This window comes from Streptomyces sp. NPDC101178, assembly GCF_044767965.1.
In the GTDB taxonomy this organism is placed as follows: Bacteria; Actinomycetota; Actinomycetes; order Streptomycetales; family Streptomycetaceae; genus Streptomyces.
Window position 1 is genome coordinate 134,297 of record NZ_JBIWOZ010000001.1, and the last position, 14,711, is coordinate 149,007.

The window sequence follows — 14,711 nt, forward strand, 5'->3', positions numbered from 1 at the left end:
CCCGTACATCGGGCATGAGACCTGGGACCTGGGACCTGGCACCTAGGACGTCGATCGCGGGCGGCGGCGCGGCAGATCACCCATATCGCCTCATAAACGACCATAGTGGTGCGCTATGAGCACGGAGAACGCCCCACCGCCCCCCGGCCATCCCTCCCACGATCCGGCGGAATCCGACGCCGGCGGCCCCGGCCCGGGAATGGACTCCTCACCTGACCGTGTGGTGGTGGCGATCGGGGCGTTGGGCATCATCGGGATCGTGCTCTGGGCGGCCTTCGGGAAGAACTCCTTCGAGAGCGCGTCGGACACGGCCCTGCCCTGGGTGCTCTCCAACTTCGCGTGGCTCTTCGTCATCGCCGCCGACGTCTTCCTGGTGCTGTGCCTCATGATCGCTTTCAGCCGCTTCGGCACCATCCGGCTGAGCAGGGACGACTCCCCTCCGGAGTTCTCGAACTTCTCCTGGATCGCGATGATGTTCAGCGCCGGCATGGGGATCGGGCTGATCTTCTACGGCGTCGGGGAGCCGGTCGCGCACTACTTGAGCCCGCCGCCCTCCAGCGGTGCGGAACCGCAGACGGCCGGGGCGGCGAGCGCCGCCATGGAGTACTCCTTCTTCCACTGGACCCTGACGCCCTGGGCGATCTACGGGATCGTGGGCCTGGCGCTGGGATACGCGAGCTTCCGTCAGGGCCGGGGCAACCGGTTGAGCGCCGTGTTCGTCCCCCTCATCGGCGCGCGCCGCGCCAACGGTGTCTTCGGCAAGGTCCTGGACCTGCTCGCCGTCTTCGCCACCGTCTTCGGCACCGCGACGAGCCTGGGGCTCGGCGCTCTCCAGATCGCCATCGGGCTCGATCTGACAGCCGGCCTCGACCAGAGCACCGGCGTCCAGCTGGTGATCATCGCCGTGCTCAGCGCGGCCTTCGTGATCTCCGCCTTCACCGGCCTGCACGGTGGCGTGAAATGGCTCAGCTCGATCAATCTCGTCATCGCCGCGGCCCTCATGGTCTTCGTCTTCGTCGCGGGTCCGACCGTCTACCTCATGGATGTGCTGCCGTCGTCGGTCGGCGGTTACCTGGACCAGCTCCTTCCCATGGCCTCGCGCACCGGCGCCTTCGGCGGCGAGAGCTGGCTGGGGATGTGGACGATCTTCTACTGGGCCTGGTGGCTGTCCTGGGCCCCCTTCGTCGGCACCTTCATCGCCCGCATCTCCAAGGGCCGCACGATCCGCGAGTTCCTCCTCGCCGTGCTGCTGGTGCCGAGCGGTGCGACCGCCCTGTGGTTCGTGGTGCTCGGCGGGACCGGCATCCGCCTCGCCGAGACCGGGGTGGTCGACATGGCGGAGAAGGCGAAGGAAGGGACGGAGGCGACCCTGTTCGCGATGCTCGACGCCCTGCCGCTCAGCACGGTGACGGCCTGGGTCGCGATGATCCTGATCATGATGTACTTCGTCACGAGCGCGGACTCCGCGTCCCTGGTCATGGGGTCGCTGACCAGCAGGGGCGCCCTGCACCCCAGGCGCTGGCTCGTCGTCACCTGGGGACTGCTCATGGCGGCGGTCGCGGCGGCCCTGCTGGTGGCCGGCGGGCTGGAGTCGCTCCAGAGCGCGACGATCCTGGTGGCGCTGCCCTTCGTCGTGGTGATGCTCTTCCTGTGCTGGTCCCTGCTGCGGGAGCTGCGCGTCGACCCCGGCGGCGGGCCCAAGCGCAGCGAGGGGCTGCACGGCATGCGCGACGCCGTACGCGTCATGGTCGGCGAGGAGATGGGCAACGCCCCGGCCTCCCGCCACCACCGCCTGCGCCGCGCCGCCGCGGCCCGTGCGAGCGACGGCGAGGAGGACCGGGACACCCGCAGCTGACGCTGCCGTGGCACGGTTCAGCCGCGCCGCAGCAGCGTCACCACCGCCGCGCCGCCCAGCCCGATGTTGTGGGCCAGCCCGTTACGCGCCCCCGGGACCTGGCGCGCGCCCGCCTCGCCGCGCAGTTGCCAGGTCAGCTCGGCGGCCTGCGCGATCCCGGTCGCGCCCAGCGGATGCCCCTTGGAGATCAGCCCGCCTGACGGGTTCACCACCCACCGTCCGCCGTACGTCGTCGCCCCGGACTCCACGAGCTTGCCGGACTCGCCCTCGCCGCAGAGCCCGAGCGCCTCGTAGGTGAGCAGCTCGTTGATGGAGAAGCAGTCGTGCAGCTCGATCACGTCGAGGTCTCCGGGGCCGAGGCCGGAGGCCGCGTACACCTGCTCGGCGGCGGCCCGGGACATCGGGGCGCCGACCGCGTCGATGCAGGTGCCGGAGGCGAAGGAGGCCTCGGTGTCCGTGGTCATGGCTTGCGCGGCGATCTCCACGGCCCGCTCCCCCAGGCCGTGGCGCTCGGCGAACCGCTCGGAGACCACGACGGCGGCCGCCGCGCCGTCGGAGGTCGGTGAGCACTGGAGCTTGGTGAGGGGGTCGTGGACGGTACGGGCGGCGAGGATCTCCTCCACCGTGTACGGGTCCTGGAACTGGGCGTACGGGTTGTGCACCGAGTGCCGGTGGTTCTTGGCGCCGACGGCCGCGAGCTGCGCGGGCGTGGTGCCGTACCGGCGCATGTGCTCGCGGGCCGCGTTGCCGAAGATCTGCGCGGTGGGCGGGGACGCCTCGAAGCCGTGGGCGGCGGCCATGACCCCGTAGTGCCGGGCGACGGGCGAGGCGGCGAAGTCACCAGCGCTGGAGCCGCCTCCCGTGCCACCGCCCAGCGACCCGCGGGCCATCTTCTCGAAGCCGACCGCGAGGACGCAGTCGCTGGAGCCGCCTTCCACGAACTGCCGGGCCAGCATCAGGGCGGTGGAGCCGGTGGCGCAGTTGTTGTCGACGTTGTAGACGGGGATGCCGGTCAGTCCCAGCTCGTAGACGGCCCGCTGTCCGGCGGTGGAGGGCTGGAAGCAGTAGCCGACGGGGACCTGTTCGACCTGCTCGTACCGGACACCCGCGTCCTCCAGCGCGGCGGTGCCCGCCTCGCGGACCATGTCCCAGTACTGCCAGTCGCGGGTCTCCGGCTTCTCGAACTTCGTCATACCGACGCCGGCGATGTAGGCCTTCATGTTCCGCTCCTCAGTGGTGGCCGTGCTCAGTCCCGGGGCAGGCCGAGCATCCGTTCCGCGACGACGTTGAGCTGGATCTGCGTGGTGCCGCCCGCGATGGTCAGGCAGCGGGACATCAGGAAGCCGTGCAGGGCCCGTTCACCGGCCTCCGGTTCGTCCACCGCGCCTGCGGGGCCGAGGAGTTCGAGGGTCAGCTCGGCGACCTTCTGCTGGTGGACGGTCTGGACGAGCTTGCGCACCGAGGCTCCGGCGCCCGGTTCGCGGCCGGAGACCTGCTGGAGCGTGGTGCGCAGCCCGATGCAGGCGAGCGCGTGGGCCTCGGCGGCGAGCGCGCCGATCCGGGTACGGGTCACGTCATCGGCCTCCGCGGACCGGGCGATCAGCGCTTCGAGACCGCTGTCGAAGGTCATCTGGTCGGCCATGTGGACACGTTCGTTGCCGAGCGTGTTGCGCGCGACGCGCCAGCCGCCGCCGACCTCGCCGACCACGGCGTCGGCGGGGAGGAGCACGTCGTCGAAGTGGACCTCGTTGAAGAGGGACTCGCCGGTGATCTCCTTGAGCGGGCAGATGCCGATACCCCGGGCCTTCTTCATGTCGACCAGGAAGTAGGTGAGTCCCCGGTGCTTGGGCGCGTCCGGGTCGGTGCGGGCGAGCAGGATGCCGTGGTCGGCGGTGCGGGCGGCGCTCGTCCAGACCTTCTGCCCGGTGATCCGCCACCCTTCGGCGGTCCGTACGGCACGGGTGCGCAGAGCGGCCAGGTCGGACCCGGCGTCGGGCTCGGAGAAGAGCTGGCACCACTGGAGGTCGCCGCGCAAGGTGGCGGGCAGATAGCGGTCGCGCTGCGCCTCGGTCCCGTACGCGATGAGCGACGGGACGACCCAGGTGGCGATGGAGAGGTCGCTGAGCCGGATGGACTGTTCGCTCAACTCCTGCTGGATCGCGAGCTGTCGTACGGGGTCTGCGCCCAGCCCGTACGGGGCCGGCAGGTGCGGGGCCGCGTAGCCGGTGGCGGCGAGGGCCCGGCGGGCCTCGCGCGGGGCCAGGCCTCGGGCGGCGGCGAGGTGGGGGCGGGCCTCGGCGCGGTGGCGGGCGGCCTCGGGCGGGAGTTCCAGGGCGAGTTCGCGGCGGGCGCCGGCCTCGGCGAGGCGGGTGGCGCGCAGGTGGTGGGTGGCGGGAGCGCCGAGGAACTGGCGGGCGAGGACCGCCCGGCGCAAGGAGAGGTGGGCGTCGTGCTCCCAGGTGAAGCCGATGCCGCCGAGGATCTGGATGGTGTCCTTGGCGCAGCTGTACGCGGCCTCCGGCGCGGTGGCGGCGGCGAGCGCGGCGGTGAGCGCACGCTCCCCGGCCCCGGTCTCCTCGTCGGCGGCGCGGGCCGCGTCCCAGGTGAGGGCGCGGGCCTGTTCGAGGCGGACGAGCATGTCGGCGCAGAGGTGCTTGACCGCCTGGAACGCACCGATGGGGCGCCCGAACTGCTCGCGTACGGTGGCGTGCCGAACAGCCATGTCGAGGCTCCGGGCGGCGGTCCCACAGGCGTCGGCGGCGAGGAGGAGGGCGGCCAGGTCGCGGACGAGCGCCGAGTCGAGGTTCAGGACCCGGTGCTCCGGTACGAGAACGGCGTCGGCCCGCACCTCCGCCGTCGGCCGGGTGGGGTCGACGCTGCGGTGCGGGCGCACGGTGAGCCCGCCGGCCCCGGCGTCCACGAGGAACCAGCGCTCACCGGTGGGCGTGGCGGCGGGCAGGAGCAGCAGATCGGCCGCCTCGCCGGAGAGGACGGGCGGCGCGGTGCCGTCGAGGCGGTGGCCGGTGGGGGCGGGGATCGCGGTGAGGGTGCCGGGGGTGAGGGCGAGGGCGGCGGTACGGTCTCCGGCGGCGAGGTCCCGGAGCGAGCCCCGCAGCAGGTCCCGGAGCGGGCCCCGGGCCAGGCCCCCGGTCCCGGCCGTCCGGTCGAGCACCGCCCCCGTCAGCACGGTCGCGAGGTACGGCCCCGGCAGCGCCCCGTAGGCCGCCTCCTCCAGGACCACGGCGAGGTCCAGGAGACCGCCGCCCCCTCCTCCGTACTCCTCGGGCAGATGGATCCCGGCCAGCCCCTGCCCGGCGAGCGCCTTCCAGTGCGCGGGGCGCGCCCCGGAGGCTGCCGGGCCTCCCGCGTCGAGGAGCTTGCGCACCTCACCGGCCGGTGCGGCCCGCGCCAGCCATCCGCGTACGGAGTGCGCCAGCGCGCGGTGCTCTTCGGTGATGCCGATACCCGTGCCGATCCCGATACCCGTGCCGATGCGCATACGGATCCTCGCCGGTCGCAGCCACTGGAACGGGCGCAAGAGTAGAACACGTTTCACTTCGACGGAAGGCCTGGCGACGGAAGACCTGACGGCCAGTCAGAAGGTGAGGGGGCCCGGACCGGAATAGAGCCCACCGGGGAAGCGTTCACCATGCACACACTTGGGGGGAGCCCGGGTGGTCGAGGCTGCCCGGGAGGCCCCACGGATGCGACGGACGAAACAGACACGGCGGAAACGGCACACAGAAGGCCTCCCCCGGCCGCCGAAAGCGCGCTCCGGCCCCATCGTTCCCGTCCTCGCCTTCGCCGGGATCACCGTCGCGGTCATGCAGACCCTGCTCGTCCCGGTCATCAAGGACCTGCCGGTCCTGCTGGACACCGACCCGGCCGATGCCACCTGGGTGATGACCGCGACCCTGCTGGCGGGCGCCGTCTCGACCCCGATCATGGGCCGGCTCGGCGACCTGTACGGCAAGCGCCGGATGCTGCTCGCCTCGCTCGCCGTGATGGTGATCGGCTCGCTGATCTGCGCGTCCACCGACGACCTGGTCGTGATGATCACCGGGCGCGCGCTCCAGGGTTTCGCCATGGGCGCGATCCCGCTCGGCATCGGCATCATGCGCGACGAGCTGCCGCGCGAGAAGCTCGGCTCGGCGATGGCGCTGATGAGCTCGTCGATCGGGGTGGGCGGCGGCCTCGCGCTGCCCGCCGCCGCGCTCGTGGCCCAGCACGCCGACTGGCACGTCCTCTTCCTCGGCTCGGCCGGGCTCGGCGTTCTCGCGATGGCGCTCACGTACGCGCTCGTCCCCGAACCTCCGCTCCGCGCGCCCGGCACCTTCGACTTCATCGGCGCCTTCGGCCTCTCGCTCGGCCTGGTCCTCCTGCTTCTGCCGATCACCAAGGGCGGCGACTGGGGCTGGACCTCGGCCCCCACGCTCGGGCTGCTCGCCGCGTCCGTCACGGTTCTGGTGCTGTGGGGCCTGTTCGAACTGCGTACGAAGGCACCCCTGGTCGACCTGCGCACCACCGCCCGCCGCGAGGTGCTGCTCACCAACCTCGCCTCGATCATGGTCGGCGTCGCCTTCTACGCGGTCTCCCTGGTCCTGCCGCAGCTGCTCCAACTGCCCACGTCCACCGGTTACGGCCTCGGGCAGTCGATGGTGGTCGCCGGGCTCTGCGTGGCCCCGCTGGGCGTGACGATGATGTTCGTCGCCCCGCTCTACGCCCGGATCTCGGCCCGCCGGGGCCCCAAGGCCACGCTGATGCTCGGGATGCTGATCATCGCGATCGGTTACGGGGCCGGCCTCGGCCTGCTCTCCGCCGCCTGGCAGACCGTGCTGATCGCGGTGGTGCTCGGCGCCGGGATCGGCCTCGCCTACTCCTCGCTGCCCGCCCTGATCATCGGCGCCGTCGACCCGTCGGAGACCGGCGCGGCCAACGGCCTCAACACCCTGATGCGGTCCATCGGCACGTCGGTGTCGAGCGCGGTCATCGGCATGGTGCTGGCCGACACCTCGGTGCGGATGGGCTCGGTGCAGGTGCCGTCCATGGAGGGGTTCCGGATCTCGTTCCTGATCGCGACGGGAGCGGTGCTGGTGGGCCTGGTGCTGGCGGCGTTCCTGCCGTCGCAGCGGCCGTCGGGACACCCGGTGCTGCTGGCGAGCAGCACGGACGCCGGGCCCGCTCCGGTCGCGGCTCCGGCCTCCGCCGCCATCGCCCCGGCCGGTCCCGCCCCCGCCGTGAGCACCGGCCGCACCGTGCGGCACGATGGAGCGCCGTCGTAAGCAGACCCGCCCCACCTGGAGGAACCCCGTGACCGCGCCCGCCCCCACTCCGGACGTGCTCGCCGCGTTCGAGGCCGCCAAGGGCTTCATGCCGGTCCACGAGGGGCTCGCCCTGTACGCGGCCGCCACCGAGGCCGGGGCGCTGGGGCTGCCCCTGCTGGAGGTGGGCACGTACTGCGGGCGCTCCACCCTCCTGCTGGCCGACGCGGCCCGGAGCGCCGGGGTCGGCGCGCTCACCGTGGACCACCACCGGGGCAGCGAGGAGCAGCAGCCGGGCTGGGAGTACCACGACCCGGGCGTGGTGGACCCGGAGATCGGGCTGATGGACACCCTCCCGACCTTCCGCCGCACCCTGCACCGGGCGGGGCTGGAGGAGCACGTGGTGGCGCTCGTCGGCCGGTCCCCGCAGGTCGCAGCGGTCTGGGCCGGGCCGCTCGGCCTGGTCTTCATCGACGGCGGGCACACCGACGAGCACGCGAACGCCGACTACGAGGGCTGGGCCCCGCACCTCGCCGAGGGCGGGCTCCTGGTGATCCACGACGTGTTCCCGGACCCGGCCGACGGCGGCCAGGCACCGTACCGGGTGTACCTGCGGGCGCTGGCCTCGGGAGCGTTCACCGAGGTCTCCGTGACGGACTCGCTGCGGGTGCTGCGGCGCACGGGCGCGGGGATCTGAGCGCACCCGGGCGCGTGACTCCCGTACCCGTGGCGGCGCGGGGATCCGGGGTTCCGCTGCCCTCGTGCCCGTACGGATAGCATCGCCCGCGTGCCGTACGACGACAGCGTTCCCCCCACCCGCCGCGCCCGCCCGCTCCTCGTGACCGCCGCGCTGGCCGCGCTCGGCCTGACGACGATCACCGGATGCGGCGGCTCCCCGGACACGGCGGACGGAGCGGGTGCGAAGGCCTCCGCTTCGGCTTCCGCTTCCGCCCCGGCCGCTCCGGAGGCCTCCCCCACCGCCTCGCTCCCCCGAGGCCCGCTGACCGGCAGGACCGTGGTGATCGACCCGGGCCACAACCCGCGTAACCGCGAGCACACCGAGGAGATCGCCGAGCAGGTCGACATCGGCACCGGCCGCAAGGAGTGCGACACGACCGGTACGTCCACGGACGCCGGTTACGCGGAGGCCCGCTTCACCCTCGATGTGTCGTACCGGCTGCGGGAGTTGCTCCAGGCGCGGGGGGCGCGGGTCCTGCTGACGCACGACGACGACCGGCCGTTCGGGCCCTGCATCGACGAGCGGGCCAGGATCGGCAACGAGGCGAAGGCCGACGCGGTGGTCTCGGTGCACGCGGACGGCTCCGCGGTGGGCAACCGGGGCTTCCACGTGATCCTGCCCGCGGCGGTGAAGGGCGGCGGGGCGGACACCTCGGCGATCGTGAAGAGTTCGGCCGATCTCGGGGCCCGGATCGCCGGCCATTTCGTCCGCACGACCGGAAGCGCGCCTTCCAATTACATCGGCGGCGGTACCGGACTGGACACCCGGGACGATCTCGGCGGACTGAATCTGTCGACCGTGCCCAAAGTCTTCGTGGAATGCGGCAATATGCGTGACCCGAAGGACGCGGCTCTGCTCACCGACGCGAGTTGGCGGCAGAAGGCGGCCCAGGGCATGGCGGACGGCATCGCCGCCCACCTGAAGGGGTAGGTCTGCGGGGATATTGGGGGGATAACTGTTCAAGAACCGGGCACGGGCGCGACCCGCCCGGTCAGACGATAGATTCATCCGTACGATGGGGAGCCACCCCCGAGCTTCGTGCCGTGCCCGCCGCACAGGCGGCAGCGACGACCGCCCCGACGAGACGACCGACTAAGGACCTTCACGTGAATATCCGCTCCCTCACTCGAGGCGACGGCGTGGTGATCGGAGCAGCGGTCGTGCTGTTCATCGCCTCTTTCCTCGACCTCGCCGGCTACGACTGCCCCTCCGGCGTGGACTGCTCCCGCTTCAGCAGCCCGAACGCCTGGGACTCCCTCGGGCTCCTGATGAGCGTCTTCCTCGCCGGCATCATCGGCGCGGCGCTGGTGATCGTCGGCCGGCTGGCGCCCCGCAAGGTCGTGGGGCTCGACCTCGGCCAGTTCGGGACCGCGTTCACCGTCTTCGCGCTGTGGACCGCCTTCTGGACGATCATCGACGTCAGTGACGCCGGTGCCGGCCTGATCCTGGGCCTGCTGGGGACGCTCGTGCTCGCCGCGGCGACGGTCGCCGGCCCGCTGGTCCCCGCGCTCAAGGCCCCGCTCGTCGGCGCCCCGAAGCCCGCGCAGGCCGTACAGCCTCCGTACGGCGGCCAGCCCGGCCAGGGCTACGGCTACCCGGGCGCCCAGCAGCAGCAGCCCTACGGCGGCCAGCCGAGCCAGGGCTACGGCTACCCGGGTGCGCAGTCCGGTGGCCAGCCGGGTCAGCACGGCCAGACCGACCCGGCGCAGGCGCAGGCCTCGCAGGCCCAGCAGTCCGCCCCGCAGGGCGGCGCGGCTCCGGCGGGCGACTTCACCCCGTTCTGGTTCGCCGTCCCGGTGGCCCGTCCGCTGTACGGCGAGGACGGCGCACCGAACCCGATCGCCGAGCTGGCGCCGGGCACCTGGTACCTCGCGGTCGAGCAGCGCGGTCAGGGCCTCATCGCCCAGACGCAGGACGGCCGTCGCGGTGTGCTCCAGGACACGACGGGCATCCAGCGCGGCTGATCCCGTACGCGTGACGGCAGCGGCCCCCCGCCCTTCCGGGCGGGGGGCCGCTGCCGTACAGTCCGTCCCGCACCCTCCCCACCTGACGGATCGTCACTTACGGCCGGAGGCAACGGAATGCGGCTCGGACTGGCACTCGGATACTGGGGCCGCGGCCCGGACCCCGGCCATCTCGCCCTCGCCCAGGAGGCGGAGCGGCTCGGGTACGACTCGGTGTGGACGGCGGAGGCGTGGGGCTCGGACGCCTTCACTCCGCTGACCTGGATCGCGGCGCACACCTCGCGGATCCGGCTCGGTACGGGGATCGCGCAGATGGCGGCCCGTACGCCGACGGCGACGGCCATGCACGCGCTGACCCTGGACCATCTCTCCGGCGGCCGGCTGCTGCTCGGCCTCGGCCTGTCCGGGCCGCAGGTGGTGGAGGGCTGGTACGGCCGCCCGTTCCCGAGGAGCCCGCTCACCGCGACCCGCGAGTACGTCGAGGTGATCCGCCAGGTGCTGTCCCGCGAGGCCCCGGTGGAGGTGACGGGCCGCTTCCACTCCCACCCGTACACCGGCCCGGACGCCACCGGCCTCGGCAGACCGCTCAAGCCCATCACGCATCCGCTGCGCTCCTCGCTGCCGGTCCTGCTGGGCGCGGAGGGCCCGAAGAACATCGCACAGACGGTGCGGATCGCGGACGGCTGGCTCCCGCTGTACTGGTCCCCGTACCGCACGGACGTGTACGAGGCCTCGCTCACCGGTCTCCGCGCGGGCTTCATGATCGCGCCGATGGCCCGCGCGCACGTCTGCGACGACGTGGCGGAGGGACTGCTGCCGGTGAAGGCGATGCTCGGCTTCTACATCGGCGGGATGGGCCACGCGGCCCGCAACTTCCACGCGGACCTGATGGCCCGCATGGGGTTCGAGGAGGAGGCCCGCCGCATCCAGCACCTCTTCCTCCAGGGCCGGAAGGAGGAGGCCGTCCAGGCGGTCCCGGACACTTTCGCCGACGAGATCTCCCTCGTCGGCCCGCGCGCCCGGATCGCGGAGAAGCTCGCGGAGTGGCGCAAGGGCCCGGTGACGGACCTGCTGGTCACCGCACCGGACCCGCACACGCTACGGGTCCTGGCGGAGCTGAACAGCTAGGGGATCTCTTGTCGGTCAGGCTGGGCTCACCCGAACGACGACCGGTCCAGCCAGAAGTCCAGCAGCTCCGCGTCGCCGAGCACCTCGACCCGCTCGCTCGTCGGCTCCAGGCGGCGGTTGAAGACGAGCATCAGGTCGGTGAGCGAGCCGCGCAGGGCAACCGTCGCCTTCGCGTGGTCGTGCCGCCAGGTGAAGCGGTCCTCGCCGAACTCGATCAGCCACTCCGCCCCGGGTACGTCGGTGGCGTGCAGGTGCAACGAGCGTCCGCCGCCGCGCAGGTCCGCCGCCTCCGGGTCGCCCTCCTCCTGCGAGAAGGAGACGATCCGCAGCCACTCGTCGACGGTGTCGGCGGCCACCTCGGCGTCGACCGTGTACGGAGCCCGCGCGGCGAGCGCCGCGTCCGCCCGGTGCACCACCGTCTCGTGCGTCATGCGCCGCGCCCAGAACGCCGTGCGCCGCTCCCACGCCCAGGTCCACACCTCGGCGTCCGGCCCCGCCTCCCGCAACGCCTCGACGGTGGCGGCCGCCCCCTCGGCGAGCCAGGCGTCCAGCGCGTCCGGGTCGTCGCCCGCCGGCCCCTCGAACCCCGGCACCTTCTCCTCCACCACCTCCTCTGCGGCCCGGCCGCGCACGATCTCCCCGACCCAGCGGTGGGCGCCGCCGACATGCACGGCGAGCTGCCGCAGGGTCCAGTCGGGGCAGGAGGGGACGATCGCGGTGAGATCCGCGCCCTTGAGGGTCGCGCGCAGGGCGTCGGTCTGCGCGAGGATCTCGTCGCAGTATCGGTCGTAGGAAAGAAGAGTCATGCCGGGACCCTAGCCACGCCGCAGACGTCGATCATCTGAATAACGGACGACCGCTCTACCCCGTCAGCTGCGAGGTGGAGGGGACCTTGTCCTTCACCTCTGCACCCGCGTCCTTCCCGGCGTTCTTGATGCTGTCGATGACGCTCTCGAACGCCCCGATGTCCCCCTCGCCCGCCTCCCCCTTACGGAGCTTGGTGGCCAGCCCCTGGAGGGACTCGATCCCGGCCGTGAGCGGGGCGACGGCCTTCGACAGCAGCGGGTCGCCCTTGGCGTTCTCCGCGGCCGCCTTGAGCCGGTTGTACGCGAACCCGCCCGCGAGCCCCGCCTTGACGAGGGCGAAGGTGCGCCCATCGGCCCCCTTCTTGAAGGTCCCCGCGCGGTACGGCTTCACGATCCACTGGTACGTCGCCCCGGCCGCGAGCCCGGCGTTGGCCACGAAACGGGTCTTGGCAAGCCGCTGCTTCTCGGTGGAGGCGGAAGGGGACGGGCCGGTGGCGGCGGCGGAGACGCTCGCCCCGGCGCTCACCCCCGTACCGGTCGCACTGCCGGAATCACCGGAATCCCCGCACGCGGTGGCGGAAACCAGCACGGCGCAGGCGAGCAGGAACGCCACCAGCGGCCGACGGATCGGCACGGAACGGGTCACAGCGGCCTCCCGGGCAGGAACGTCACAGGGAGTGACGAACCTCGGCACTCCCGGCCAGACTCACCCGCCCCCGCACGGCCCGCCACCCGGTACCGCCATTCGGGTTTCACTGAGGGTAAAGCGGTAACCAGGACCCCATGTCCTACAGAACCCGTTCTTCTGGCAGCAGTTCAGCGGCGAGGATCATCGCCGTCGTGGCCGACATACTGGCCTTCATCATCATTCTCTGGATCCTGATGTACCTGCTGGACGCCAACCGGACCAACGACTTCGTGCAGTGGGTGCACGACGCCGCCACCTGGCTGGCCGGCTGGTCGTACGACCTGTTCACGTTCGACGCGGCATGGGCGCGGGTCGTGGCGGGTTACGGTCTCGCGGCCGTGGTCTACCTGTTCATCGGGCACGCCATCGCCGGCCGGATCCGCCGCTGACGGCGGCCCGGCCGCACCGACGCCCAGCACCTGCCGGCGATCGGCTACCGGCAGCAGTCCGGCTCCAGGCCGACCGGCAGCCGCTCCCCGGAGAAGACCGCGGTGGTCGCCTCGTCCCCCCCGAGTGCGGCCACCGCCAGTAGGAGTGAACCCGCCGTCCAGGTGGTCAACTCCTCAGGCCAGAAGGCCTTGTTGCCCTCGAAGACGTACCCGGTCCAGTACAACCCGCCCTCGGCGCGCAGGTGCTGGATCGACTGGAGGATCTCCAGGGCACGGTCCGACTCGCCGGTCACCCAGAGCGCGAGGGCCAGTTCGCAGCTCTCGCCGCCGGTGACCCAGGGGTTGGGCAGCACGCACCGCACGCCGAGCCCGGGGACGACGAAGCGGTCCCAGCCTTCCTGGATACGGGCGGTGGCCTCGGCCCCGGTGACGGCGCCGCCGAGGACCGGGTAGTACCAGTCCATCGAGTAGCGGTTCTTGTCGAGGAAGCGCTCCGGGTGGTGGCGGATCGCGTGGGCCAGCGCACCGGCCGCCAACTCCCAGTCGGGCTGAGGCTCTTCGCGCATCTCGGCGATGGCGAGCGCGCAGCGCAGCGCTTGGTGGATCGACGAGGAGCCGGTCAGCAGCGCGTCGTCGACCGCCGTACCGTCGTCCTCCCGCTTCCACCCGATCTGCCCGCCGGGCTGCTGGAGCCCGAGCACGAACTCGATCGCCGCGAAGACGGTGGGCCACATCCGGTCGACGAACGCGTCGTCACCGGTGGCGAGGTAGTGGTGCCAGACGCCGACGGCCACGTACGCGCAGAAGTTGGTCTCGCGGCTGCGGTCGGTCGGGCGCTGCGGGTCGCCGTCGTGGTAGGCGGCGTACCAGGAACCGTCGCCGTTCTGGTGGCGGGCCAGCCAGTCGTAGGCGCGCTCCGCCGCCTCGTGCTCACCGGCCGCGTCCAGCGCCATCGCGGCCTCGGTGTGGTCCCACGGGTCCAGATGGTGGCCCCGGAACCACGGCAGCGCGCCGTCCTCACACTGCACGGCGAGGAGCGCGGCGACCGTCTCGGCTGCCTGACTCGCCGTCAGGACGCCCGGCAGGACCAGGTGTTCGGTCTGTTCGGGAGTGCTCACGCCTCGGCCTTCGGAAGGTGCGGCTTGGTGGCGTACGCGACGAAGCTCTTGCCGACGACCGGGTTGAGCAGCTGTTCGGCGACCCGGGTGGCGAGCGGCTTCTTCATGATGTCCCACACCAGCAGCTTGTGGTACGCCCGCACCGGCAGCGCACGGTCGTTGTCCACGCCGAAGGCGCACTTCAGCCACCAGTACGGCGAGTGCAGGGCGTGGGCGTGGTGGGTGCCGTACGGCTTGAGTCCGGCCTCACGGATGCGTGCGAGGAGCTGGTCGGCCTTGTAGATGCGGATGTGGCCGCCCTCGACCTCGTGGTACGCGTCGGAGAGGGTCCAGCAGATCTTCTCGGGGCCGTAGCGCGGGACGGTGATGGCGATCCGGCCGCCCGGCTTGAGAACGCGGACCATCTCGGCGAGGACGCCCTTGTCGTCCGGGATGTGCTCCATGACCTCGGAGATGATCACGACGTCGAAGGAGTCGTCGGGGAACGGCAGGTTGAGCGCGTCGCCCTCCATCGCGGTGGCGGTGGCACCTTCGGGCGCCTCGCCGGCCTCCTTCATCGCGGCGAACCACTTGGCGACCTCGCGGATCTCCTCGCCGTTCTGGTCGAGGGCCACGACCTGCGCACCGCGCCGGTAACACTCGAAGGCATGCCGGCCGGCACCGCAGCCCAGGTCGAGCACTCGGTCGCCGGCGGCGAGCGGGAAGCGGGTGAAGTCGACGGTCAGCACGGGGGCCTGCCTTCGAGGTCGGAGGTACGGGTTCG

At 72.2% G+C, this 14,711-nt stretch carries 13 protein-coding genes; 7 read left to right on the plus strand and 6 right to left on the minus strand.

Translation table 11 applies throughout. The features are described 5' to 3' along the window. Nucleotides 1-115: 115 nt before the first annotated feature. Nucleotides 116-1,855, plus strand: a complete 1,740-nt coding sequence (locus tag ACIRR8_RS00600) for a BCCT family transporter (protein ID WP_404057433.1) — start codon at nucleotides 116-118, stop codon at nucleotides 1,853-1,855. 17 nt (nucleotides 1,856-1,872) lie between these two features. Here ACIRR8_RS00600 and ACIRR8_RS00605 read toward each other — a convergent pair whose 3' ends face one another. Then, nucleotides 1,873-3,075 carry a lipid-transfer protein gene (locus ACIRR8_RS00605; protein WP_404057435.1) on the minus strand — a complete coding sequence of 401 codons (1,203 nt, stop codon included), beginning with the start codon at nucleotides 3,073-3,075 and terminating at the stop codon, nucleotides 1,873-1,875. Between the two features lie 26 nt (nucleotides 3,076-3,101). Beyond that, nucleotides 3,102-5,354 carry an acyl-CoA dehydrogenase gene (locus ACIRR8_RS00610; protein WP_404057437.1) on the minus strand — a complete coding sequence of 751 codons (2,253 nt, stop codon included), beginning with the start codon at nucleotides 5,352-5,354 and terminating at the stop codon, nucleotides 3,102-3,104. Between the two features lie 205 nt (nucleotides 5,355-5,559). Here ACIRR8_RS00610 and ACIRR8_RS00615 point away from each other — a divergent pair, with 205 nt between their 5' ends. From ACIRR8_RS00615 to ACIRR8_RS00635, 5 genes are all read left to right on the plus strand, one after another. Next, complete coding sequence (locus ACIRR8_RS00615) at nucleotides 5,560-7,137, plus strand: MFS transporter (RefSeq protein ID WP_404057439.1); 1,578 nt, start codon at nucleotides 5,560-5,562, stop codon at nucleotides 7,135-7,137. After that, complete coding sequence (locus ACIRR8_RS00620; RefSeq protein WP_404057441.1) at nucleotides 7,121-7,813, plus strand: class I SAM-dependent methyltransferase; 693 nt, start codon at nucleotides 7,121-7,123, stop codon at nucleotides 7,811-7,813. Before ACIRR8_RS00615 ends, ACIRR8_RS00620 begins: the two co-directional genes overlap by 17 nt. Before the next feature lie 90 nt (nucleotides 7,814-7,903). Continuing rightward, nucleotides 7,904-8,785, plus strand: a complete 882-nt coding sequence (locus ACIRR8_RS00625) for an N-acetylmuramoyl-L-alanine amidase (protein ID WP_404057443.1) — start codon at nucleotides 7,904-7,906, stop codon at nucleotides 8,783-8,785. A 176-nt stretch (nucleotides 8,786-8,961) separates the two neighbouring features. Then, the gene (locus tag ACIRR8_RS00630) at nucleotides 8,962-9,819 is read left to right on the plus strand and encodes a hypothetical protein (protein ID WP_404057445.1); all 858 of its coding nucleotides are present in this window, start codon (nucleotides 8,962-8,964) and stop codon (nucleotides 9,817-9,819) included. A gap of 117 nt (nucleotides 9,820-9,936) precedes the next feature. Continuing rightward, the gene (locus tag ACIRR8_RS00635; RefSeq protein WP_404057447.1) at nucleotides 9,937-10,947 is read left to right on the plus strand and encodes an LLM class F420-dependent oxidoreductase; all 1,011 of its coding nucleotides are present in this window, start codon (nucleotides 9,937-9,939) and stop codon (nucleotides 10,945-10,947) included. A 26-nt stretch (nucleotides 10,948-10,973) separates the two neighbouring features. Here the strand turns inward: ACIRR8_RS00635 and ACIRR8_RS00640 are convergent, their stop codons facing one another. After that, nucleotides 10,974-11,753, minus strand: coding sequence for a maleylpyruvate isomerase family mycothiol-dependent enzyme (locus ACIRR8_RS00640; protein ID WP_404057449.1), 780 nt, complete (start codon nucleotides 11,751-11,753; stop codon nucleotides 10,974-10,976). A 55-nt stretch (nucleotides 11,754-11,808) separates the two neighbouring features. Continuing rightward, nucleotides 11,809-12,399, minus strand: a complete 591-nt coding sequence (locus tag ACIRR8_RS00645; RefSeq protein ID WP_404057451.1) for a hypothetical protein — start codon at nucleotides 12,397-12,399, stop codon at nucleotides 11,809-11,811. Nucleotides 12,400-12,536: 137 nt separating this feature from the next. On the opposite strand from ACIRR8_RS00645, the gene ACIRR8_RS00650 reads away from it, so the two are divergent. After that, nucleotides 12,537-12,830, plus strand: a complete 294-nt coding sequence (locus tag ACIRR8_RS00650; RefSeq protein WP_404057453.1) for a hypothetical protein — start codon at nucleotides 12,537-12,539, stop codon at nucleotides 12,828-12,830. 44 nt (nucleotides 12,831-12,874) lie between these two features. On the opposite strand, the gene ACIRR8_RS00655 is transcribed toward ACIRR8_RS00650, so the two are convergent. Next, nucleotides 12,875-13,948 (minus strand): prenyltransferase, encoded by a 1,074-nt coding sequence (locus ACIRR8_RS00655; protein WP_404057455.1) that lies wholly within the window; start codon nucleotides 13,946-13,948, stop codon nucleotides 12,875-12,877. After that, nucleotides 13,945-14,676 (minus strand): class I SAM-dependent methyltransferase, encoded by a 732-nt coding sequence (locus tag ACIRR8_RS00660; protein WP_015608235.1) that lies wholly within the window; start codon nucleotides 14,674-14,676, stop codon nucleotides 13,945-13,947. The genes ACIRR8_RS00655 and ACIRR8_RS00660 overlap by 4 nt, the downstream gene beginning before the upstream one ends. Nucleotides 14,677-14,711: the final 35 nt, after the last annotated feature.